Annotated in this window: 12 protein-coding genes; 3 read left to right on the top strand and 9 right to left on the bottom strand. The window is 41.2% G+C overall.

All coding sequences use genetic code 11. The features are described 5' to 3' along the window. Positions 1 to 212 precede the first annotated feature (212 nt). A complete protein-coding gene (locus IMPJCBKJ_RS16195) occupies positions 213 to 872 on the top strand; it encodes a LiaF domain-containing protein (RefSeq protein WP_166341069.1) in 660 nt (219 codons plus the stop codon). 309 nt (positions 873 to 1,181) lie between these two features. Here IMPJCBKJ_RS16195 and IMPJCBKJ_RS16190 read toward each other — a convergent pair whose 3' ends face one another. Beyond that, positions 1,182 to 1,598 carry a VOC family protein gene (locus IMPJCBKJ_RS16190; RefSeq protein ID WP_054552869.1) on the bottom strand — a complete coding sequence of 139 codons (417 nt, stop codon included), beginning with the start codon at positions 1,596 to 1,598 and terminating at the stop codon, positions 1,182 to 1,184. Between the two features lie 131 nt (positions 1,599 to 1,729). Next, positions 1,730 to 3,067 carry a metalloprotease PmbA gene (pmbA, locus tag IMPJCBKJ_RS16185; protein ID WP_055021365.1) on the bottom strand — a complete coding sequence of 446 codons (1,338 nt, stop codon included), beginning with the start codon at positions 3,065 to 3,067 and terminating at the stop codon, positions 1,730 to 1,732. 137 nt (positions 3,068 to 3,204) lie between these two features. Here pmbA and yjgA point away from each other — a divergent pair, with 137 nt between their 5' ends. Next, positions 3,205 to 3,726, top strand: a complete 522-nt coding sequence (yjgA, locus tag IMPJCBKJ_RS16180; RefSeq protein WP_130167255.1) for a ribosome biogenesis factor YjgA — start codon at positions 3,205 to 3,207, stop codon at positions 3,724 to 3,726. A 429-nt stretch (positions 3,727 to 4,155) separates the two neighbouring features. Here yjgA and IMPJCBKJ_RS16175 read toward each other — a convergent pair whose 3' ends face one another. The 6 genes from IMPJCBKJ_RS16175 to IMPJCBKJ_RS16150 form a co-directional block, all read right to left on the bottom strand. Then, positions 4,156 to 6,228, bottom strand: coding sequence for a M13-type metalloendopeptidase (locus tag IMPJCBKJ_RS16175; RefSeq protein ID WP_166341068.1), 2,073 nt, complete (start codon positions 6,226 to 6,228; stop codon positions 4,156 to 4,158). Between the two features lie 483 nt (positions 6,229 to 6,711). Next, positions 6,712 to 7,113 carry an 8-oxo-dGTP diphosphatase MutT gene (mutT, locus tag IMPJCBKJ_RS16170; protein WP_166341067.1) on the bottom strand — a complete coding sequence of 134 codons (402 nt, stop codon included), beginning with the start codon at positions 7,111 to 7,113 and terminating at the stop codon, positions 6,712 to 6,714. A 62-nt stretch (positions 7,114 to 7,175) separates the two neighbouring features. Then, positions 7,176 to 9,884, bottom strand: coding sequence for a preprotein translocase subunit SecA (gene secA, locus IMPJCBKJ_RS16165; protein ID WP_138619695.1), 2,709 nt, complete (start codon positions 9,882 to 9,884; stop codon positions 7,176 to 7,178). 818 nt (positions 9,885 to 10,702) lie between these two features. Then, entirely contained in the window at positions 10,703 to 11,176 is a 474-nt protein-coding gene (locus IMPJCBKJ_RS16160; protein ID WP_166341066.1) for a DUF721 domain-containing protein, read from the bottom strand. A gap of 726 nt (positions 11,177 to 11,902) precedes the next feature. Next, the gene (locus tag IMPJCBKJ_RS16155; protein WP_166341065.1) at positions 11,903 to 13,483 is read right to left on the bottom strand and encodes a hypothetical protein; all 1,581 of its coding nucleotides are present in this window, start codon (positions 13,481 to 13,483) and stop codon (positions 11,903 to 11,905) included. Positions 13,484 to 13,729: 246 nt separating this feature from the next. After that, the gene (locus tag IMPJCBKJ_RS16150) at positions 13,730 to 15,841 is read right to left on the bottom strand and encodes a YjbH domain-containing protein (protein WP_166341064.1); all 2,112 of its coding nucleotides are present in this window, start codon (positions 15,839 to 15,841) and stop codon (positions 13,730 to 13,732) included. 987 nt (positions 15,842 to 16,828) lie between these two features. Between IMPJCBKJ_RS16150 and IMPJCBKJ_RS16145 the strand changes: the two genes are divergently transcribed. Beyond that, the gene (locus IMPJCBKJ_RS16145; RefSeq protein ID WP_166341063.1) at positions 16,829 to 18,226 is read left to right on the top strand and encodes an MBL fold metallo-hydrolase; all 1,398 of its coding nucleotides are present in this window, start codon (positions 16,829 to 16,831) and stop codon (positions 18,224 to 18,226) included. Positions 18,227 to 20,134: 1,908 nt separating this feature from the next. On the opposite strand, the gene galU is transcribed toward IMPJCBKJ_RS16145, so the two are convergent. Then, positions 20,135 to 21,043, bottom strand: coding sequence for a UTP--glucose-1-phosphate uridylyltransferase GalU (galU, locus tag IMPJCBKJ_RS16140; RefSeq protein ID WP_166341062.1), 909 nt, complete (start codon positions 21,041 to 21,043; stop codon positions 20,135 to 20,137). Positions 21,044 to 21,964: the final 921 nt, after the last annotated feature.

The following is a 21,964-nucleotide window of genomic DNA, read 5'->3' as shown; positions in this document are numbered from 1 at the left end:
AAAGATTTACAAGCTGCTCGGTAAGATGTTCACAATGTTGCAAAAATAACCATTTAGTTGCTGATTTTATTAATCTGTGGTTAATTTAACGAAATTGCTTATTCGTCTAAAAAGACAACCTCATGATTTATATAGAAATAAAATCTGGCCTAAGCTTTGCTTTGTAATTAATAACTAAAGAATCACCTTTAAAATCACAACAGGGAACTACCATGGCCGTTAAACTTGAAGACCGCCCAATCGATCAAGTAAGAGAAGAAGTCATTGATCAACTCATTTATAACTACAGTCATGCTGTTATTTCAGCCGAAGCATTTGAACGCCGCCTAGATCAGGCAATGGAAGCCACCAGCAACGAAGTACTGGTTGAGCTTGTTGCTGATTTAGATCTGAAAGCGGATATTGACTACAAATCGCAAAAGCATGCGCAATTTAAACCTCACTACAGCCACAGCATCGACAACGAAAGCCTGCAGCTACGCAGTATTCTGGGCTCAAATGAGCGCAGCGGCCAATGGGTAGTACCAAAAGAAATTCACATCACAAACTGCCTAGGCTCAATCGAACTCGACTTTAGCGAAGCGATTTTCCAACATCAGCATGTCACCATTTACGTTAACTGTATTTTAGGTAACGATGAAATCTACGTGCCAGAACATGTAAATGTGGTATCTAAATTATTTAGTGTGATTGGCAGCGTAGAAAACAAATCTGTCGCCTTAAACAAAGGCCAAGGCCCAACTATCACTATTGAAGGTAATGTATGGCTAGGCTCAGTCGAGATTTCAGTTAAACGTACCATGAAAGAAAAGTTCATCAGCTTCGCCAACAGCCTAAAAGCCAGTTGGAAAGAGATGAATAAGATGCAGTAAAGTTGTGAGGTGCGGTTATGCAATGTAAGTCGTCATTTATGGCGACAAGATATTACATACGTTTCATCAATGACGCGCTAAAGCACGACCTACAAGAATGCGCGCGAAATAAATTTCACGCCTACATCAAACGTGGGAACGGCTTTAGCCGTGAATAAAGTAAAGCTGTTCGGCGTTAAAGCGACCCTACACCGTAGGCGTCACGCTTGCTTGGCGCGTCTTGCATACAACGCCATTTCATCAATCAATGCCAGACCTACAAACAACGCAATTCGGCTCAAAACTGAAAGCTGAAAGCTGACAGCTCCTTCACAAGTCATTATTCCTTTCACTTGGAATATCACTAAAATACTCTACAAACTCAACTTCAAAACCTGCAGGGTCGATGAAATATACATTTTTGCGGTAAGGGTTTTCTGGGCCGTGTTTATCAATTTCATATCCGGCTGAAACCAGACGTTCAATTACCGCATTAATATCGTTTGTCACATAGGCAAAATGAGCAAGGCCTACTTGGTGGCCTGCTAAATCACGGTTTTCAGCTTCACCGTTATCGCTTAATGCAAGATATTGGTAATCATCACCAAAGTGCAGCCACTTGCGCGGTTTGCCCGACCATTTGCTATCGCCTTGGCTACGCACACGCCAGTGCGGGAATGCCGCTTTATAAAAGTGCAGCATGGCATCAACATTACTTACAACAAGGTTTACGTGTTCTAAATACATGGTAGTTTTCCTTTTTATTTTTAAACTGCCACCAAGATAAAACCTCAAGTTAAGTTTAGGTAAAGCACTTTTTTCAAATAAAAAAGCCCCACTAAAGTGAGGCTTTAAAAAATTGAGTAGTTATTTATGAATTAACTACCAGCAACCTGCATTTGTTCAATCAATACAGAGCCTGTTTGAATACCACCACGACGCTCGATGTCGCCACCTAAGCCCACAACGGCCTTAAACATATCTTTTAAGTTACCAGCAATCGTGATTTCACTTACTGGGTATTGGATTTCACCATTCTCAACCCAAAAACCTGCTGCACCACGTGAGTAATCACCAGTGACAGTGTTCACACCTTGGCCCATAAGTTCAGTTACTAATAAGCCTGTGCCCATGGTTTTTAATAGCGCTTTTAAATCGGCATGGGTTTGTTCAACTAGCCAGTTATGAATACCACCAGCATGACCCGTTGGTGCCATCGACAGTTTACGTGCCGCGTAGCTTGCTAATAGGTAAGTTTGCAGCTCACCGCCTTGAATAATTTCACGGTCTACAGTTTTTAAACCTTCAGCATCAAACGGTGAAGATGCTAAACCTTTTAATAAATGAGGGCGCTCAGAGATATTCACACAATCGCTAAATACTTTTGTACCTAAGCTATCAAGCAAGAAGCTCGACTTACGATAAAGCGCACCGCCACCAATCGCCGACACTAAATGGCCGAATAATGAGTTAGCAATATCTGCTCTAAAGATCACTGGCACTTTCATGGTACCGAGCTTTTGGCTGTTAAGCTTAGCCAAGGTTTCGGTTGCCGCTTCGAGGCCTACTTTTGCAGCGTCATTTAAATCATCTTTATGACGTGCGATGGTATAAGCTGAGTCGCGCTGCATTTGCTCGCCTTCTTTACCAATCACCATCGTACTAATGCTATGACGCGTACGTGGGTAACCTGCAATCATGCCATGGCTGTTACCATAAACACGTAAACCTTGGTGAGAAGAAAAACTCGCACCGTCTGAATTTACAATGCGCTCATCGGCATTTAGCGCAGCTTGTTCTGCTTGATGACAAAACTCAACACCTTGCTCTGGGCTAACTTCCCACGGGTGGTATAAATCTAAATCTTGCGGTGCAAATTCAAGTAACTCTTTATCAGCGATACCATTAAATGGGTCGTCAGAGGTGAACTTTGCAATATCAATGGCTTTTTCGACCACTGTACGTAATGTTTTTGGGTTTAAGTCAGCCGTTGAAGCAGACCCTTTGTTATTACCCACATAAACACTGATACCTAAGCCACCGTCTTGGTTAAACTCTATTGTTTCAACTTCGCCCATGCGCGTACTGACAGACAAACCTGACGTGCTCGACATCGCCGCTTCTGCTGCTGTTGCACCCAATTTTTTTGCATGCTCCAGTACTTCGCTTACTGCGTCTTTCACTTCAGAAATGTGTTGATAAATAGGATCTTTCATCTTGTGTGTCCTAGGTTCTGATATTTTTTATAGTGTAACGAATGCTAACACACTGCGAGACCTGCATCAGCTAATATTAATCATTAACTAAATGGCGTATAATAGCGAATAGTTAAGTTTACTGAATGAGCATCCTTATGGCGAAGAAGAAAAAGCCACTTATCGAAGAAGAAATTATTTACGTATCAAAAAGCGAATTAAAACGTGAAGCCATGCAATATCATGGTCTGGGTGCTGAAATTGCAAAAATGCCGAAAAAGCAACGCGATCGTTTACCGCTTAATCACGATTTAAAAGAAGCCCTTGTTGTTTCTGATAAAGTAAGTGACAAGAGCGATGCTTACCGTCGTAACTTAAACTACATCGCAAAAGTTTTACGTACCACAGAAAACGTTGATGAAATTCAAGCGATGATCGACATCATGCTTAATAAAAACAATCAAGCCGATGTTTTGATGAACAAAATCGAAACCCTGCGTGATGATTTAATTAAACAAGGTGACGACCTGATCAATTCAACAATTGATCAATACCCGTCTCTTGAGCGCCAAAAAATGCGCCAATTAGTGCGCAGCGCCGCAAAAGAAGTAAAAGCAGAAAAACCAGCAAAGAATTACAAAGAGTTATTCCAGTATCTAAAAGATGCGATTATGGTTTAATTTCCTTCGCGCGAAATAAATTTCACGCCTACATCAAACCGTAGGCGTCACGCTTGCTTGGCGCTTCTTAAACACCACACAATACTCAACCATCGCGCGAAATAAATTTCACGCCTACAACACCGTAGGCGTCACGCTTGCTTGGCGCGTTTTAAACGTCACACAATACTCAACTATCGCGCGAAATAAATTTCACGCCTACATCAAACCGTAGGCGTCACGCTTGCTTGGCGCGTCTTATATGCAACGCCATTCCATCAACCTATGCCTGACCAACAAACAACACAATTCGGCTCAAAACTGACGGCTGAAAGCTGATGGCTCACTAAATTTCACGTCTACATCAAATGTCGGCTGAAAGCTGAAAGCTCCTAAAACAAAAAAGGCTCTGAGCGTTCACTCAGAGCCTTTTTTAAAATCGATAATCAATTACCAGATTTTTACGCGATCTTCTGGTTTGATATACATTTTGTCACCTTCTTTCACATCAAATGCCTGATAGAATTCTGGCATATTTGAAAGAATACCGATTACACGGTAATGGCTTGGTGAATGAGGGTCTGTCATTAGGCGGTTACGTAACTCTTCGTCACGGTATTTACGACGCCAAATTTGCGACCAACCCATGAAGAAACGCTGATCACCTGTGTAACCATCAATGATTGGCGCTTTTTCATCACCAAGTGATAACTGGTATGCCGTATAAGCAACTGTTAAGCCGCCTAAGTCGCCAATGTTTTCACCTAATGTAAGCTGACCATTAACGCTTGCATCTTCAAATGGTTTGTACTCGTTATATTGAGCAACTAGCTGACCTGTGCGCTCTTCAAACTGTTTAAGGTCTGATTCGCTCCACCAGTTACGTAAGTTACCGTCACCATCGTACTTCGCACCTTGGTCATCAAAGCCGTGACCCAATTCGTGGCCGATTACCGCACCGATTGCACCGTAGTTAACAGCGTCATCAGCTTCTAGGTTGAAGAATGGCGGTTGTAAGATAGCCGCTGGGAATACGATTTCGTTGTTCACTGGGTTGTAGTAAGCGTTTACTGTTTGTGGTGTCATGTGCCACTCAGAACGGTCAACTGGCTTACCTAGTTTTGCAGTCATGTCTGCATATTCCCACTCGCTGTGGCGAATGTAGTTACCTACTAAGTCATCACCTTTAACTTCAAGTGCTGAGTAATCTTTCCATTTATCTGGGTAACCGATTTTTGGTGTGAACTTATCAAGCTTTTCTTTAGCCGCAATTTTTGTTTCAGGGCTCATCCACTCAAGGTTTTCAATCGCAACTGCATAACCTTTGATTACGTTATCTACTAACTCTTCCATGCGCGCTTTCGCTTCAGGCGGGAAGTTTTCTTTAACGTATACTTTACCTAGAATTTCACCTAGTACACCGTTTGATGCATCAACCGCTTTTTTCCAAAGTGGAGATTGCTCTGTAACACCGCGAAGTGTTGTGCTGTAGAAATCAAAGTTAAGGTCTACTAGCTCTTTATCTAATAGGTGAGCATAGTTGCTAACAAAGTGGAACTTAAGGTAGTTCTGCCACGTTGCTAAGTCTGTATCGTTGTAGATACCAGCAAATTTTTCTAGGTAGCTAGGTTGGCGAATGATTACATCATCAATTTTGATACCTGATGCATCAAGGTAAGCTGCAAAGTCAAAGTCGCCTGTAAGTTTGTTTGCATCTGCAATGCTCATCTTATTGTAAGATTTAGTCGCATCACGGCTTTCTACACGGCTCCACTGTGCATCGGCAATGCTTGTTTCAAGAGCAATAATTGCTTTAGCCGCAGATTCTGCATCAGCAACACCGGCCTTGCTTAAGATTGCTGTTACGTATGCTTGGTAAGCTTCACGAATTTTTGTGAATTTTTCTTCATCTTTTAAGTAGTAGTCGCGATCTGGTAAACCTAAACCAGACTGATAAACATACATCGCGTTTTCGCTAGAGTTTTTCGCGTCGTTGTTTACGTACCAACCAAACGGTAAACTACCACCTTTAATGCGAAGTTCAGCCATTAAAGCAACAAGATCTGACTTGTTCTTCACTGCATCAACGCTTTCTAGCACTGGTGTTAATGGCTTGATACCTGCCGCTTCACGACCTGCTTCGTCCATGTAGCTGTTGTAGAATGCAGCTAATTTAGCTTCATCAGAGCCTGGCTTAACGTCTTTATTAGCCGCTGCTTTTTCTAATACTTCTTTCATCGCTTTTTGCGAATTATCGTAAAGCTGAGTGAATGAGCCGTAGTTTGATTTATCACCTGGAATTTCAGTTTTCTCTAACCATTCGCCGTTTACGTGATAATAAAAATCATCTTGTGCGCGAACAGATTTGTCCATGTTCACCAGTTCAATGCCAGAGTTTAAAGGTGCTTTTGCTTCAGTGACGGTCGCAGTTGCTGGTGCTTTAGTTTCTTGTTCTTTTTCACCACAACCAACAAGACCGAGCGCAAGTGCAATACTTGCCGCGGTAAGTGTTACTTTTTTCATGAGGTTCCCGTACCAATTTAATTTATAAAGTATTTATCGAAAAACGAGTAAACCATACCAACAGTTAGTTTTTCGCTGTTTCCATAATAAACCTCTCGAGCAAAACAACAAAACCGAATATGTAACAATTCTTATCAAAACAAGATAAGCCGCATTTTTGAGCGATGAGAGTGGGAGGTTAAGTGGTTAGTGGTTGCATTGTAGGCGCGATTTTACATCGCGCAATGTTTCTATGATTCACAAAGAGGGTAAGAGGCGCTTCGCTTAAGAGGAAATAAAAAACATTATTATCACTTCCTCTTTTTTCTCATTCTCTTCTCTTTGTGCAATTATTTTCGCGCGAAATAAATTTCACGCCTACATCAATCGTAGGCGTCACGCTTGCTTGGCGGGTCTTACATTCAGCACCAAGTCTGCAAATTAATAAAGAACCCGCAAACAATGCCGCTCGGCCAGAAACTGACAGCTGAAAGCTGACGGCTGTTACTGCTCGTACTTCTGTTTTATCTTTTCGATGATCTCAACATTGGCGGCTGGGAAGCTGTAATCATCAAGCTCGTTTAGTGCGACCCATTTTCCTTGTTGGCCTTCTGCGCCATGGGCTGTGCCTGTGAAATCATCAACAATGTGCACATCTAAGCGTACGCACTTATCGCCGTAGTCATGTTCGATAACCATTAGCTCTTCACTGCCATTTACGGTTAGGTTTACTTCTTCTAATAGCTCGCGCTGTAGCGCAGTAAATACGCTTTCGCCCTGCTCTACTTTACCGCCTGGGAATTCCCATAAGCCGCCTTGGTGTTTGTCGTCTGGGCGTTTACAAATAAATAATTGCTGATCTTTATAAATAACACCAACTGCAACATGCACTACTTTTTTAGTCATTTGTTGTTTCCTTAATCATAAAAAAAGCGACGCAAGCGTCGCTTTTTATCACCGTGTTTTGGTTATTTTAATTTACCGCAACACTGCTTATATTTATTACCTGAACCACAAGGACACGGCTCGTTACGGCCTACTTTAGGTTCTGCACGTTGTGTAACTACAGCACCTTCTGGTGTTTCGCCACCGATGTGCTCAGCTTCTTCGTGTTGGTATTCACGTGGCGCATTTTCGCTACGACGATGTTGCTCTTCAACTTTTTCAACATCTTCTTCAGCGCGAACTTGTACTTTACTTAAAATACCCACAACGTCGACTTTTAAGTTCTCTAGCATTTCAGAGAATAGCTCAAACGACTCGCGCTTGTACTCTTGCTTAGGATTCTTCTGTGCGTAACCACGTAAGTGGATACCTTGACGAAGGTGGTCCATCGCAGCCAAGTGATCTTTCCAATGTTGGTCTAGGCTTTGTAGCATAATCGCTTTTTCGAATTGACGTAGTACAGACTCGCCTACCATCTCTTCTTTTTGCTTGTATGCTTGCTCAACCGCTTCTTCGATACGCTCACGAAGTTTCTCTTCGTATAGTTTGCTATCATCAGCTAGCCATTGCGAAATTGGCAGCTCGATTAAGAAATCTTGTTTTAAGCGTTCTTCAAGACCTGGGATATCCCACATTTCAGCAAGGCTTTGCGGTGCAATGTACTGGTCGATTGTACCATTTAGCACATCGCCACGAATTGCAGTGATAGTTTCTGAAATATCGCCTTCTTCAAGAAGCTCGTTACGTTGCGAGTAAACAACACGACGTTGATCATTCGCTACGTCATCGTACTCAAGTAATTGCTTACGAACGTCAAAGTTACGTGCTTCAACTTTACGCTGCGCGTTTTCGATTGCGCGGTTAACCCAAGGGTGCTCAATTGCTTCACCGCGTTGCATACCTAGTTTGCGCATCATGTTAGTCATGCGCTCACCAGCGAAGATACGCATTAGCGCGTCGTCCATTGATAAGTAGAAACGGCTTGAACCCGCATCACCTTGACGACCAGAACGACCACGTAGCTGGTTATCGATACGACGAGATTCGTGACGCTCAGTACCAATGATATGTAGACCACCCGCTTCGATTACTGCATCGTGACGTTTTTGCCACTCATCTTTAATCGCTTTGATTTGTTCATCAGTTGGGTTTTCTAGCTTTTCAACTTCGCTGTTCCAGTTACCACCCAACACGATATCGGTACCACGACCGGCCATGTTAGTTGCAATAGTTACTGTGCCAGGTAAACCTGCATCAGCAACGATGTCTGCTTCTTGTGCGTGGAACTTAGCATTAAGTACGTTGTGCTTAATTTTTTCTTTACGTAAGAACTGCGATAAGTACTCAGAACTTTCGATAGAGATAGTACCCACAAGTACCGGTTGACCACGTTCTTGACAATCTTTGATATCAGCAAGGATTGCTTCGTACTTTTCTTCTTGTGTTAAGTATACAAGATCAGCACGATCGTCACGGATCATCGGTTTGTTTGTTGGCATTACTACTGTGTCTAGACCATAGATAGACTGGAACTCAAACGCTTCTGTGTCTGCTGTACCTGTCATACCCGCTAGCGTGTCGTATAAACGGAAGTAGTTTTGGAATGTGATTGATGCCAATGTTTGGTTTTCGTTTTGAATGCGTACACCTTCTTTTGCTTCAACAGCTTGGTGTAAACCTTCTGACCAACGACGACCTTCCATTGTACGGCCAGTGTGCTCATCAACGATGATAACTTCGTTTTCTTTAACAACGTAATCAACGTCTTTTTGATAAAGCTTGTGAGCACGAAGTGCCGCATACACATGGCTTAATAATGTGATGCTTGAAGCCGAGTAAAGTGAATCACCTTCTTGAATTAAGCCGCGCTCAATTAGTAGCTCTTCAACTTTAATTTGACCACGCTCTGTAAGGTGAACCTGCTTAGACTTTTCATCAATAGTGTAATCGCCGTCGCCTTCAACGCCTTCTTCATCTTCTTTTTCTTGTAGCTCTAGGTCAGGCACAATTTTATTGATTTCGATGTAAAGCTCTGAGCTGTCTTCAGCTGGGCCTGAGATAATAAGCGGCGTACGCGCTTCATCGATTAAGATTGAATCCACCTCATCCACTACAGCGTAGTAAAGTGGGCGTTGTACACGCTCTTCAATGCTAAATGCCATGTTATCGCGCAGATAATCAAAGCCAAATTCGTTATTGGTACCGTAAGTAATGTCGGCAGCATAAGCGATTTTCTTCTGCTGTGGCATCATGCCTGGTACGTTACAACCTACTGTTAGGCCTAAGAACTCAAATAATGGGCGGTTAGTTTCGGCGTCACGTTTTGCAAGGTAGTCGTTCACGGTAATTACGTGAACACCTTTACCTGTTAAACCACGAAGGTATGCAGGTAATGTTGCTGTTAGTGTTTTACCTTCACCGGTACGCATTTCTGCGATGCGACCTTGGTGTAAAACCATACCACCTAGTAGCTGTACGTCGAAGTGACGCATGCCATTTACACGCTTAGATGCTTCACGTACCACAGCAAATGCTTCTGGCAAGATATCATCTAGGCTTTGTCCGTTATCGTAACGCTCTCTAAATTCAGCTGTTTTTGCTTTTAAATCTTCATCAGAAAGCGCTTCTAATTGCTTTTCAAGCGCATTAATTAGAGCGACCGTCTTTCTTAGGTTTTTAATAGTGCGGTCATTGCGACTACCAAAAATCTTGGTAAATAAATTAGATATCATGATAAAACCGTTACAATATATTCTTTGTTAGCTAGTCATTAGCTAACCCACTTTCTTCAATTGATAATTAATATGCGCTTATGCTCATGATGTAGGGCATATTAATTAACAATTTATCAGTACGCTGTTCAAAACACCGCTTATTTCGTGCGCTATCATACCAGAGTCTGCGCAACATCAAACCTTCTGTTTATGAAGATATGGAATTTCGGCAAGAAAATTTAAAAATCAGCCATAATCTTTGATCTAACCCCATAAAAAGGGTGAAAACAAGATTACTGAATAGATATGGCGACAATCGAAATAAAATCAAGATCAGAGGAGAAAAAAGGCGATTAGAGGGACGAAATTCAACTTTGTAAATGTAGGTGGTCATTTATGGCGACAATACATTACATCTCCTTCACCAATGACGCGCTAAAGCACAACCTACTTGCTCAGTCTGCGACTGAAATATTTGAACCACAAAGAGGCTAAGAGGTGCTTCGCTGAAGAGGAAGTAAAAAATGATCTTGTGGTTTCCTCATTCTTTTCTCATTCACTTCTCTTTGTACAAAACATATTGAACCACAGAGAACACCGAGGCGCTCCGCGCTACATAGAGAAAGACAAATTATCATAAAGAGGATAAGAGACGCTTCGCTTTAGAGGAAGTAAAGCATGATCTTGTGGTTTCCTCATCCTTTTCTCATTCACTTCTTTTGTGCAAATGTTCTTTATTAATGAGGCAGAATTCAGGGGCTGCCAGAGAATTAACGCAATACCAAAGAACAATGCCGTTCTTCTCAAAACTGACAGCTGAAAGCTGATGGCTTTATTTATTTCTTCCGCCCATGTTGCGCTAAACGCTCTAACTTAGCTTTTAACGATGGCGGGGCATCTGCGGCAATGGCGCTGAGATAATCAGCTGTTTGTTCGCTCATTTGACGTTTAGAAACAGGCTTTTGCTCTGGCTTATTAGTTGCCGATAAGCGCTGCGTAGCCTGTGGGTTTGCAGTAATTTTAATTTGCCCAAGCTCTACCATACCAGCGGCACGAAAATGCGAAAGCATATCCATTTTTAAGTAATTTAAACGCAGTGCAATCGGTGCCGAAACAGCTTCTATCATCAAAGTACCATCACGGTAATTACTTACCCGACATTTTTTTGAAAGCGTTTCACCTAAAAAATCATCAAGAATGCTTTGTTGAGAAGACAAAACTTGGGTTTTACCAGCATAAGATGCCAAGCGACCACTCAAGCCCGCCATAATATCGCCAACAGCTTTTGGCGCGTATCTATCTTTTGCCATTAATCGTCTACCTAAAAAGGATAATCAACACAAAGAGAATATACCACCTACGTAAATATGAAGCTATTAGGTTAGAGGGACGAGATGCAAGTTACAATTTACAAGTTACAAGTTACAAGTTACAAGTTACAAGTTACAAGTTACAAGTTACAAGTTACAACGATTGTAGGCGTCACCCTTACTTGGCAAGCCTAATTTATGGTTTAAAGAAATTACTCACAAAGAGGCTAAGAGAGCGCTGCGCTTAAAAGGTAATAAAGCTATTTTTGGGTTCCCTCTTTCTCTTCTCGTTCACTTCTCTTTGTGAATAGTGTGCTAAAACAATATTTGAACCACAGAGAACACAGAGGCGCTTCGCGCTACACAGAGAAGACCTAATTATCACAAAGAGGATAAGAGAGCGCTTCGCTTTAGAGGGAGTACCCTTTGCTTTACTATTTCTCTTCTCGTTTACTTCTCTTTGTGAAAATTTTTCGGCTCAAAACTGACAGCTGAAAGCTGATGGCTAGTCTTTCTCTTTGTGAAAATTTTCCGGCACTAAAGTCCCCCTACATCGACACATACAAACGCAGAAAACAATAGAATAAGGCCGTAGGCTTACTAGACGAAGATCGTCAAGGCCTGAGCTGGCGGTTGGTGGGCTATTAAAATTCAGACAAAAAAAAGCCGCTTAAAGCGGCTTTTTATTTAGGGAATTAGACCCTCAATTTTACTAACAAACTTTAATTAGCTACCGCTACCAGTTGTTGTAGGGCAAGAAATCTCACCGCCAAATGTTTCATCTTCACCAGCTGCTAAGTCATATTTCTGGAAATCTGCACCTGCATTTAGAGATGAAAGCGTTCCTGAGTAAGTTACCTTAACCTCATAGTTTTGACCTTCGATCAGGTTAGATAAAGAGTAAGTACCATCACCATTTGATGTAGCTTTCTTGCTTGGCTTATTACCAACGCTGTATCTAACATTAGCGCCCGTACCAACAACAACATCTTCAGAATTATCACAAGTACCTTGTAATGTTACTGTTGAATTTACAAAAGTAACTTCTTCAGGTGTAATTGTAGCGTTTGCATCATTTGCACAAACATCTTCTACACGAACTGATGACCATTCAAATCCAGTAGCACTATTTACAACATAAAAAGTAGCCCCTTCACCTTCAGCAACTCTGGCATTGCTAAATGTGTAAGAATCACTGTCTTCTGTTAGTAGTCTAGCTCGAACAAGATTGAATGAATCGGATGCTATAATAACATGCAAACCTGCCGGTAAGGTTTCACTGAAATTAATTGTAACGCTATTGTCTGTACATGCTGAACTACTAACTGTTGCGGCATAGAATGTTAAGTGGTCAGTTTCAAAACTCGCATTGTAGAAACTGCCATCTGCAATTAAGTCTTTAACTTCAACTTGTTGAGTTTCAGTTGTCCAAACACCTGTATCTTCATTTTGAGAAACAAGAGTTAGCATGTCACCCGTTGACACACCTTTGTCAGCAGGGATAGCCATTGAAACTGTAATAGGCTGAGAGAATTTTTTAACCTTAGTGCCGTTGCTGTCAACCATTTCAACACTTGCTACACCTACAGGTGTAGAAAGTGTAGTAGTAGATCCAGCATTTAAGCCTTCTGGTGTTACTGCTGCACCAGCTTCAGAGCTTGTATCAGCAGCAGTAACTTTTAAAGTTACCGAATCACCAGTGATTAGGTCACCATTAGCATCTTGTAAAAGAGTACCACCAGGAACAGTTACAGCTGCAGTTGCTTTACCATTTGCTACACCACCAGTAATAGCATCTGCAGAGCTACCGCCAGAAACATTAGAGCTTGCTTCTTCAACAGCCACACCATCGCTTTCTTCAGATAATAGTGGTAATACAACCTCTACATCACCTTCGCTCAGTTCTGCTAGGTCGATTGAGAATGTTTTTTGAACATAGCCATCAGCCATAACAACGGCTGTAACTGAATCGATATCTGCACCGTCTTTAAGTAAGAAAGAAAAGTTACCATCTTCAGTTGTAACAGAAGTAACAGCATTGCCATTTTCGTCAACAAGGCTTGTAGATGCAACACCGTTTTCATAGAACATTACAGTTGAAGGTACTACGTCAAATGAAGCATTATCAACAATATTAGCATTAACAACCGCACCAAGTTCTGCCGGAGCTTCAGGTGGAACAACTACTACAGGTGGATCAACCGGATCAGGTACGACCTCATTTTTGTCATCATCACTCGAACAGCCTGAAAGTGCAAAAACAGATGCAACAGACATTGCAAGTAGCGTTTTTTTGTTAGTAAACATAGGGAGTCCTTTTATTCCTTTTAAATTAACATTTTTTAAAATAAGGTCGTTAGTTAACCTAGCGTACCTATTATTGCTAACAGATACTAAAACTGTTTAAAAATTAACTAAAGGTTAAATAACAATCACACAGTTTGCAACTGCTATTTTAACATCATTAAGGCTTACTTAATAATTAAATTAGCCCTAAGTAATAACTATAGTTAAAACTTACATAATCACATAGTAATTACAATATTAAATTTGTTACCGATATTTAACATAAACCTCTTTCAACCTTGTGAGATTACTGTATACATATTGGGTCGACATACGCCCTTGGTTAAATAGCGTATTGTCTAAATTAACTGCTCTTGCAGGTACATAAGTTTGGTTATAAGAGAGGTAATTATCTGAATCACCCACTTTAGTGCTCACATTGTGGCGCCATGCGGGTGCACCTATGACTTGCCCGTACTTAGATACTGCCATATCTTTTCTTGGTGAAAGCGGAATGCTAAACGCTAAACCTACTTTTTGTACATCTGTGTCTTCAGCAAATACTGCTAGGTAACTATCGCCAAACCAAAAACGGCTTTCAACTCGAGCACCTGAGTCTTCATACCAAAAATTACCTGCAGTAGCATGCAAAGTTATGTCTTGCTCTACCCAATTATATTGGTAAGAAATAGTTTGGTATTCTTTACTTCCGTTGTAATCTTCGTATTCAAAATAACCAAAATCGGCAGTCACTTTATGGCGGCCTTCAGGGCTTAACCAGCCTGTTTCGTTACGAATGCCCATAAAATCATAACGATCTTTTAAATAACCTAATTGTGTTTGGTTATAAAATCCCCAAGGCAGCGCGAATGTTTGGTAAAACATAGCACGGTCGAAATCGCTTTCTTCGCGGTAATTTCTAAATGGTGCGTCTTCTTCGTAGTCATCACTGTCGGTAACATGTACTTGGCCGCCAAGCGCAATACCTGCTCCTTTCCATAAAGGTATATCAACATCGGCTCTAAGTGCTAAAGAGTAATCTAAAACACCTAACTCTGTTGCATGGCTACTAGTTAAAGCAGGCGAAAGTGTTAAACGCGGTTTAAAGTATGGGTTGTTAGCCTTGGTAAGGCCAATCCAGGCAATACCTGCAGGCATTGCCATTGCACCTAAATTTACATTTAAATCTGGGTTTGCGTTATCTGCTAAAAAGGCATTGTAGTTACCAATTGTGCCACTAACGTTAAACTGCGCTATTTCGTATTTTTCGAGCTGTACATAAAACTGTGTATTTTCATTGTCGATATACTCTGCAATGCGACCAAGCACTAAGCCAAGAGCATCAATGTCGTTTTGGTTAAATATCGCGTTTTCAAACTTAACAATTAGCTGATTTTGCTTGTTATAGCCTACTAACACATTTTCAAATCCATCATTCGCCAAGGCACGCTTTAAAGCATGTGCTTGGGTGTTCATTTGCTTTTTATTTACTGGTAACGGCGCGGCTTGTGTTGAGGTGTAAGCAGGCTTACTGGCTTTGCTTGGCGAGTTATAAACCACCTGGCTAGTTGCATTAGCCGTTGGTTTTGCTGCTGTCTTAACAGTAACTGGTGCAGGCTCTAATTGTTTAATCTTCGCTGCGCGTGGGCTTAACGGTAAACTAAAGTTAATACCCCAATAGGTATCGTCTTCAGCAAAGTCAGAGTTACTATAAAAACGGCTAGTAAATGTTAATGAGCCTAAATCATACAGCCATTTTTTAGGTACGGTAACGCGGGCTGCAGCATTAAACGCCTCTGCGTCATGCTCTGCAAGTAAAGCAAACCACTCAAACGGTTGCCACTCTACCCCTGCAAATGGGCCATCCATTTGGCTTGAGAGGCGGTCACTTACTGAGTAACCTGCTGAGAACCTAAAACCCCATAGCTCTTTCGATGCTACTGCGTAGTAAGTTTCGTAGTTATTTGCTGCACCACCAATATCTTTCGCACCAACAGCAACACTAAACCAATTTTTTGGAATATAAGGTAGCTGGTATTTTGCATTAAAAGAAAGGTCACGTATTTGGCCACGCCCTTCGCTGTAGAATAAATTGTCATGCATTGAGTTAGAAGCTATCTGGCCACTTACCTCTAAGCCATCGAACAAGCCTGCAGAAAATATAAAGTTGTGGCCATCCATGTACTGAACACCACGTAAATCAAGCTGGTTATTATAACCAATATCGATCATGCCTTTATCGAGTACACTTGCGTTTGGCGTGTTTATAAGCCCGGAATAACCAGAAAACGATTGATAAACAGTAACTTTGTCTGCAGCAAAAGTTGGGGCGCATAGCGTAGCTAGCCCACCTAAAATCAAAGTGTTCGCCTTAAGCATAACTCGAATCCATGAAGAACTATTTAGAATTTTAATTAACGCCAATATAGCATTAATTAACTAAATTAGTTAGCTATTCATATCTAAAAAGTTAATACAAAGGGTAAAGTTTTTTCTTTGGCTTTTAGATTTTTCAAAACGGTGAAACTAGTTTGGGAACAACCATTCAATACTGCGCCTTAGAGAAAAATAGAACCACAGAGAAAGACAAATTATCACAAAGAGGCCAAGAGACGCTTCGCTTTAGAGGAAGTAAAAAATGATCTTGTGATTCCCTCATTCTTTCTTCATTCACTTCTCTTTGTGCAAAAACATCTTTGGTAATATTCACAAAGAGGCTAAGAGGCGCTACGCTCTAAAGGAAGTGAAAATGATCTTGTAGTTTCCTCACTCTTTTCTCATTCACTTCTCTTTGTTTAAATTGTACAAAAAACATATTGAACCACAGAGAGCACCGAGGCGCTGCGCACTACATAGAGAAACAATAATTAGTCTCTCCTTCTCTTCCTCTATGTTCTCTGTGTCCTCTGTGGTTAGAAAAAGATCTTTAATTCACAAAGAGCTTTAAAGAAAATAAAAATAATCTTGTGGATTCCTCATTCTCTTCTCATTCACTTCTCTTTGTGCAAAAACAATATTTGAACCACAGAGAGCACCGAGGCGCTTCGCGCTACACAGAGAAACCAAATGATCACATAGGATTATGAGATACTTCGCTGAAGATAAACACTATTTGAATCTCTCTTTCTTTTCCTCTGTGCTCTCTATGACCTCTGTGGTTCAAAAAGCTCTCTTGCGCGAAAATAAATTTCACGCCTACTGTATCGTATTTCTGTTTGCAACGAGTTTGATCATCTTACTTAAGGCCTAAAGCTTCCTACCCTAGATTTTATGAATATTCCAACACTGCATGTAGAACTTTGCTCGTTGCCGTTATAATCAATAACCTCTATGCTGAGCATATGCTTCAAAAATAAGGATATTATTATGCATATAAAACACCACGGAGCAGTTAACGGTGTTACAGGGTCTTGCCACCAGCTTATTATTAACGACAACAACTCAATACTCATCGATTGCGGGCTGTTTCAGGGCGAAGATAGCCACGAAGATCTCAATATCGACTTTGACATCTCAACTGTAAAAGCATTAATCGTCACCCATTGCCATATTGATCATGTTGGCCGCATACCCTACCTACTTTTAGCTGGCTTTAAAGGGCCAATTTATACCTCTATCGCAACTGCTAAGTTATTACCCATGGTGATTGAAGATGCATTAAAACTCGGTGTAACCCGTGATGAAGCAATCATTAGAACTTGCTTAAAAAGGTTAAAACAGCAAATTGTTCCCCTCGATTTCAAAAAGTGGTACTCCACCCCAGTAGGAGCGGGCTTTAGCCCCGAAAAAATTACCTCAAGCGATACATTATTTAAAATCCGCCTACAACGAGCTGGGCACATCCTTGGCTCTGCTTATATAGAAATTGAACTTGGCAAAAAACCAAATAACCACAGAGTGGTATTTTCTGGTGATTTAGGTGCGCCTTACACACCGTTATTACCGTCACCTAAACCGCCCTACCGCGCAGATACGCTTGTGATTGAATCTACCTATGGTGATAAAACACATGATGGCCGTAAGGCTCGGGTTAAAGTATTAAAAAACATAATAGAGCGAGCCGTTGCTGATAATGGCGTAGTGCTTATTCCTGCGTTCAGTATTGGCCGTACGCAAGAACTACTTTATGAGTTAGAGCAAATTATTCACTCAGCTCGTAAAAGCTCTATGTGGCGTAAGCTGCAAGTGATTGTAGACTCGCCCATGGCGGCAAATTTCACTGCCGAATACCAACATTTTAAAACCTTATGGGATAACGAGGCCAAAAGACGAATTAAGCAAGGCCGCCACCCGTTAGACTTTAGCCAGCTGCATACTATTGATACCCACCAAGAACACATGGCACTCATTAACTTTTTAAGCTCGAGGCAGCAACCAGCAATAATCATTGCAGCCAGTGGCATGTGCACCGGAGGCAGAATAGTTAATTACCTTGAGAGGTTTTTGCCAGACAAAACAACCGATATCATTTTTGTGGGTTATCAAGGCAAAGGCACGTTAGGGCGCGATATTCAAACCTATGGACCAAGAGGCGGTTACGTTTATATTAATAACGAAAGGGTTTATATAAACGCTGCAATACATACCATCAGTGGCTACAGCGCCCATGCAGATCAAAAAGGGCTAATTAGGTTTGTAACGGGCATGAAAAAGAAGCCGAAATTAATCAAAATAGTACACGGCGATGACGAAGCCAAAGCAACCCTGGCTAAAAAATACCAAGCCCTACTCGACGATAAAACAAAGGTTGAAATAGCTAACTAAGTTAAATTGATTTGAACCACAGAGTACACGGAGGCACTGCGCGCTACACAGAGACAACCAAAGTTAATTTTTCGAAATTTGTTCTAAAGAGCTAACTGTAGAACCTGTGGTGTAATCAGCTTAAATAGCTTTGAACCACAGAGTACAAGGAGGTGCTCCGCGCTTCACAAACAAAACCAAAGTTAATTATTAGAGATTTAATCTATAGAGCTATCTGTAGCACCTGTGGTGTAATCGGCTTAAATAATTTTGAACCACAGAGTACACAGAGGCACTACGTGCTACACAGAGAAAACTAAAGTTCATTATTTTAGATTTAATCTAGAGCTAACTGTAGCACCTGTGATGTAATCGGCTTAAATAATTTTGAACCACAGAGTACACAGAGGCGCTTCGCGCTACACAGAGAAATGAAATATTAAACTGTAGGCGTCACGCTTGCTTGGCGTGCCTTATATACAACAACATTCCATCAACCAATGTCTGACCCACAAACAACACAATTTGGCTGAAATCTGAGGGCTGAAAGCTTAAATACCACCTTCTCTACCTCTGTGCTCTCTATGTCCTCTGTGGTTCTAATTAGATAAATATAGAGAAACACTTTGAACCACAGAGTACACAGAGGCGCTTCGCGCTACACAGAGAAATGAAACATTAAACTGTAGGCGTCACGCTTGCTTAGCGTGCCTTATATACAACACCATTCCATCAACCAATGTCTGACCCACAAACAACACAATTTGGCTGAAAGCTTAATCTACCTCTGTGCTCTCTATGTCCTCTGTGGTTCTAATTAGATAAATATAGAAAAACACTTTGAACCACAGAGTACACCGAGGCGCTTCGCGCTACACAGAGAAATGAAATATTAAACTGTAGGCGTCACGCTTGCTTGGCGTGCCTTATATACAACACCATTCCATCAACCAATGTCTGACCCACAAACAACACAATTTGGCTGAAAGCTTAATCTACCTCTGTGCTCTCTATGTCCTCTGTGGTTCTAATTAGATAAATATAGAAAAACACTTTGAACCACAGAGTACACCGAGGCGCTTCGCGCTACACAGAGAAATGAAATATTAAACTGTAGGCGTCACGCTTGCTTGGCGTGCCTTATATACAACACCATTCCATCAACCAATGTCTGACCCACAAACAACAGAATTTGGCTGAAAGCTTAAATACCTCCTTCTCTACCTCTGTGCTCTCTATGTCCTCTGTGGTTCTAATTAGATAAATATAGAAAAACACTTTGAACCATAGAGTACACCGAGGCGCTTCGCGCTACACAGAGAAATAGAATATTAAACTGTAGGCGTCACGCTTGCTTGGCGCGCCATACATACAACACCATTCCATCAACCAATGTCTGACCCACAAACAACACAATTTGGCTGAAAGCTTAAATACCTCCTTCTCTACCTCTGTGCTCTCTATGTCCTCTGTGGTTCAATCAAGATCTTCGCGCGAAATAAATTTCACGCCTACGGTGTCGCCAATCACCTCAGTGACCAATATGCATGCTCACATTAACACTCACGGCGAGCTTTTCTCTTTGTATAAAAACACTTTGAGCCACAGAACGCACAGAGGCGCTTCGCGCTTCATAGAGAAAATTAAATTAATTCTAAAACTCATAAAACACCGGGCTTGAGTTAAAGCACCTTATACCTCTCTCTTTCCTCTGTGCCCTCTGTGGTTCAAAAGAGTTCTTAGTGCACAATAAATTTCAGGCCAACGGTATAAGATTTCACTTTAGTAAAGAGTCTGCACATCCACCTTAAGTCTATTAATTATCTCACTCTGTAATCCTCGCTCTCTGTGTTTCAAAGTATATTTTATAAACAAAAAACGCCTACACAATGTGTAGGCGTTTAGATATATTAGAAACTAATAAAGAGATTAAACCGCTTTCAAGTGACTCACTTTAGGCTCAACCAATTCATTTAAAAACTCAGAGAACTCTTCGCCTAGTTTATCATCGCGCATACTGTATTCAACAATCGCTTTTAAGTAGCCCAGTTTGTCACCGCAGTCGTGAGCTCGGCCACTCATGTGGAATGCTTCAACAATTTCGTGCTTCATTAACTCATCGATAGCATCGGTAAGTTGAATTTCACCGCCCGCACCCGCTGGTGTTTTAGCAAGCAGCGGCCAAATAGCTTTAGATAAAACATAACGGCCAACAACCGCTAAATTAGATGGTGCTTCTTCTGCTTTTGGCTTTTCGACCATAGTCTTGATTGGCGCACTTTCGCCCGCTTTAATTTTAACGCCACCGATATCAGCAATACCATATTTATGTACGTTTTCTTGCGGTACAGGCTCTAACATGATTTGGCTTGCTTTAACTTCATTAAAGCGCTTAATCATAGCAGCAATATTTTCGGTTTTTTGATCTGCAGTGTAGCTATCTAAAATAACATCAGGTAATACAACAACAAAGTCGTCATCGCCAACAATTGGTTTTGCACACATAACTGCGTGACCTAAGCCCATAGCCTCGCCTTGACGAACATGCATAATGGTTACATCTGGTGGGCAGATAGAACGAACTTCTTCTAGCAGTGTGCGCTTTACACGTTTTTCAAGCGTTGCTTCTAGCTCAAAACTTGTATCAAAATGGTTTTCAATAGCGTTTTTTGAGCTATGAGTTACTAGTACAATCTCTTTAATACCTGCAGCAACACACTCGTTTACGATGTATTGAATTAGCGGTTTATCAACTAACGGTAGCATTTCTTTAGGAATTGCTTTGGTCATTGGAAGCATACGGGTACCAAGGCCCGCAACTGGGATCACTGCTTTCATATTAAGTCCCTTATCAATAATTTAATCTACAATAATACCAAACTAACAGTACCAATGTAGATACAAGCTGAATGGTTTTTAATTTTATTTTTCGTTAATACCAATGCTCACGAAGAGGTTATGAGACAGAAATACTAGTTGAATCCCCCCCTTCTCTTCCTCTGTGCTCTCTGTGACCTCTGTGGTTAGAAAAACTCTTTAATTCACAAAGAGGCTAAGAGTCGCTGCACTGAAGCGGAGGTATCTTTTGGTTTCCTCTTTCTCTTCTCGTTCACTTCTCTTTGCGCAATTACTTTCGCGCGGAATAAATTTCACGCCTACGGTGCTGCTTATCAACTCATCATAGAAAATGCTCATTCAGCTTAAAGCTTATCTATTCGGGAAAACACTTTGAACCACAGAGTACGCCGAGGCGCTTTGCGCTACACTGAGAAACCAAATTATCACATAAAGATTATGAGACGCTTCGCTGAAGAGAATTACTATTTTTAATCTCTCCTTCTCTTCCTCTGTGTTCTCTGTGCCCTCTGTGTTCTCTGTGACCTCTGTGGTTCAATCAAGTTCTTCACGCGAAATAAATTTCACGCTTACAATGTCGCCTATCACTTCAGCAGCGAATATGCACACTCACATTAACACTCATGGCTAGCTTTTCTCTTAGTGTAAAGACACATTTGAACCACAGAGTTCACCGAGGCGCTCCGCGCTACACTGAGAAACCAATATTTAAAAAGGTCTTATCTAACCTTCTCTACCTCTGTGCTCTCTATGTCCTCTGTGGTTCAATCAAGTTCTTCATGCGAAATAAATTTCACGCTTACAATGTCGCCTATCACTTCAGCAGCGAATATGCACACTCACATTAACACTCATGGCTAGCTTTTCTCTTAGTGTAAAGACACATTTGAACCACAGAGTTCA

This window comes from Pseudoalteromonas sp. MB47, from assembly GCF_011319765.1.
In the GTDB taxonomy this organism is placed as follows: domain Bacteria; phylum Pseudomonadota; class Gammaproteobacteria; order Enterobacterales; family Alteromonadaceae; genus Pseudoalteromonas; species Pseudoalteromonas simplex.
The sequence above is the reverse complement of the archived record's forward strand: the minus strand, read 5'-3'. Positions and strand labels throughout refer to the sequence as shown.

Bases quoted from the DNA above. Each gene is read 5' to 3' on its own strand.
- IMPJCBKJ_RS16195 (WP_166341069.1), top strand. From the start codon at position 213: ATGGCCGTTAAACTTGAAGACCGCCCAATCGATCAAGTAAGAGAAGAA.
- IMPJCBKJ_RS16190 (WP_054552869.1), bottom strand. From the start codon at position 1,598: ATGTATTTAGAACACGTAAACCTTGTTGTAAGTAATGTTGATGCCATG.
- pmbA (WP_055021365.1), bottom strand. From the start codon at position 3,067: ATGAAAGATCCTATTTATCAACACATTTCTGAAGTGAAAGACGCAGTA.
- yjgA (WP_130167255.1), top strand. From the start codon at position 3,205: ATGGCGAAGAAGAAAAAGCCACTTATCGAAGAAGAAATTATTTACGTA.
- IMPJCBKJ_RS16175 (WP_166341068.1), bottom strand. From the start codon at position 6,228: ATGAAAAAAGTAACACTTACCGCGGCAAGTATTGCACTTGCGCTCGGT.
- mutT (WP_166341067.1), bottom strand. From the start codon at position 7,113: ATGACTAAAAAAGTAGTGCATGTTGCAGTTGGTGTTATTTATAAAGAT.
- secA (WP_138619695.1), bottom strand. From the start codon at position 9,884: ATGATATCTAATTTATTTACCAAGATTTTTGGTAGTCGCAATGACCGC.
- IMPJCBKJ_RS16160 (WP_166341066.1), bottom strand. From the start codon at position 11,176: ATGGCAAAAGATAGATACGCGCCAAAAGCTGTTGGCGATATTATGGCG.
- IMPJCBKJ_RS16155 (WP_166341065.1), bottom strand. From the start codon at position 13,483: ATGTTTACTAACAAAAAAACGCTACTTGCAATGTCTGTTGCATCTGTT.
- IMPJCBKJ_RS16150 (WP_166341064.1), bottom strand. From the start codon at position 15,841: ATGCTTAAGGCGAACACTTTGATTTTAGGTGGGCTAGCTACGCTATGC.
- IMPJCBKJ_RS16145 (WP_166341063.1), top strand. From the start codon at position 16,829: ATGCATATAAAACACCACGGAGCAGTTAACGGTGTTACAGGGTCTTGC.
- galU (WP_166341062.1), bottom strand. From the start codon at position 21,043: ATGAAAGCAGTGATCCCAGTTGCGGGCCTTGGTACCCGTATGCTTCCA.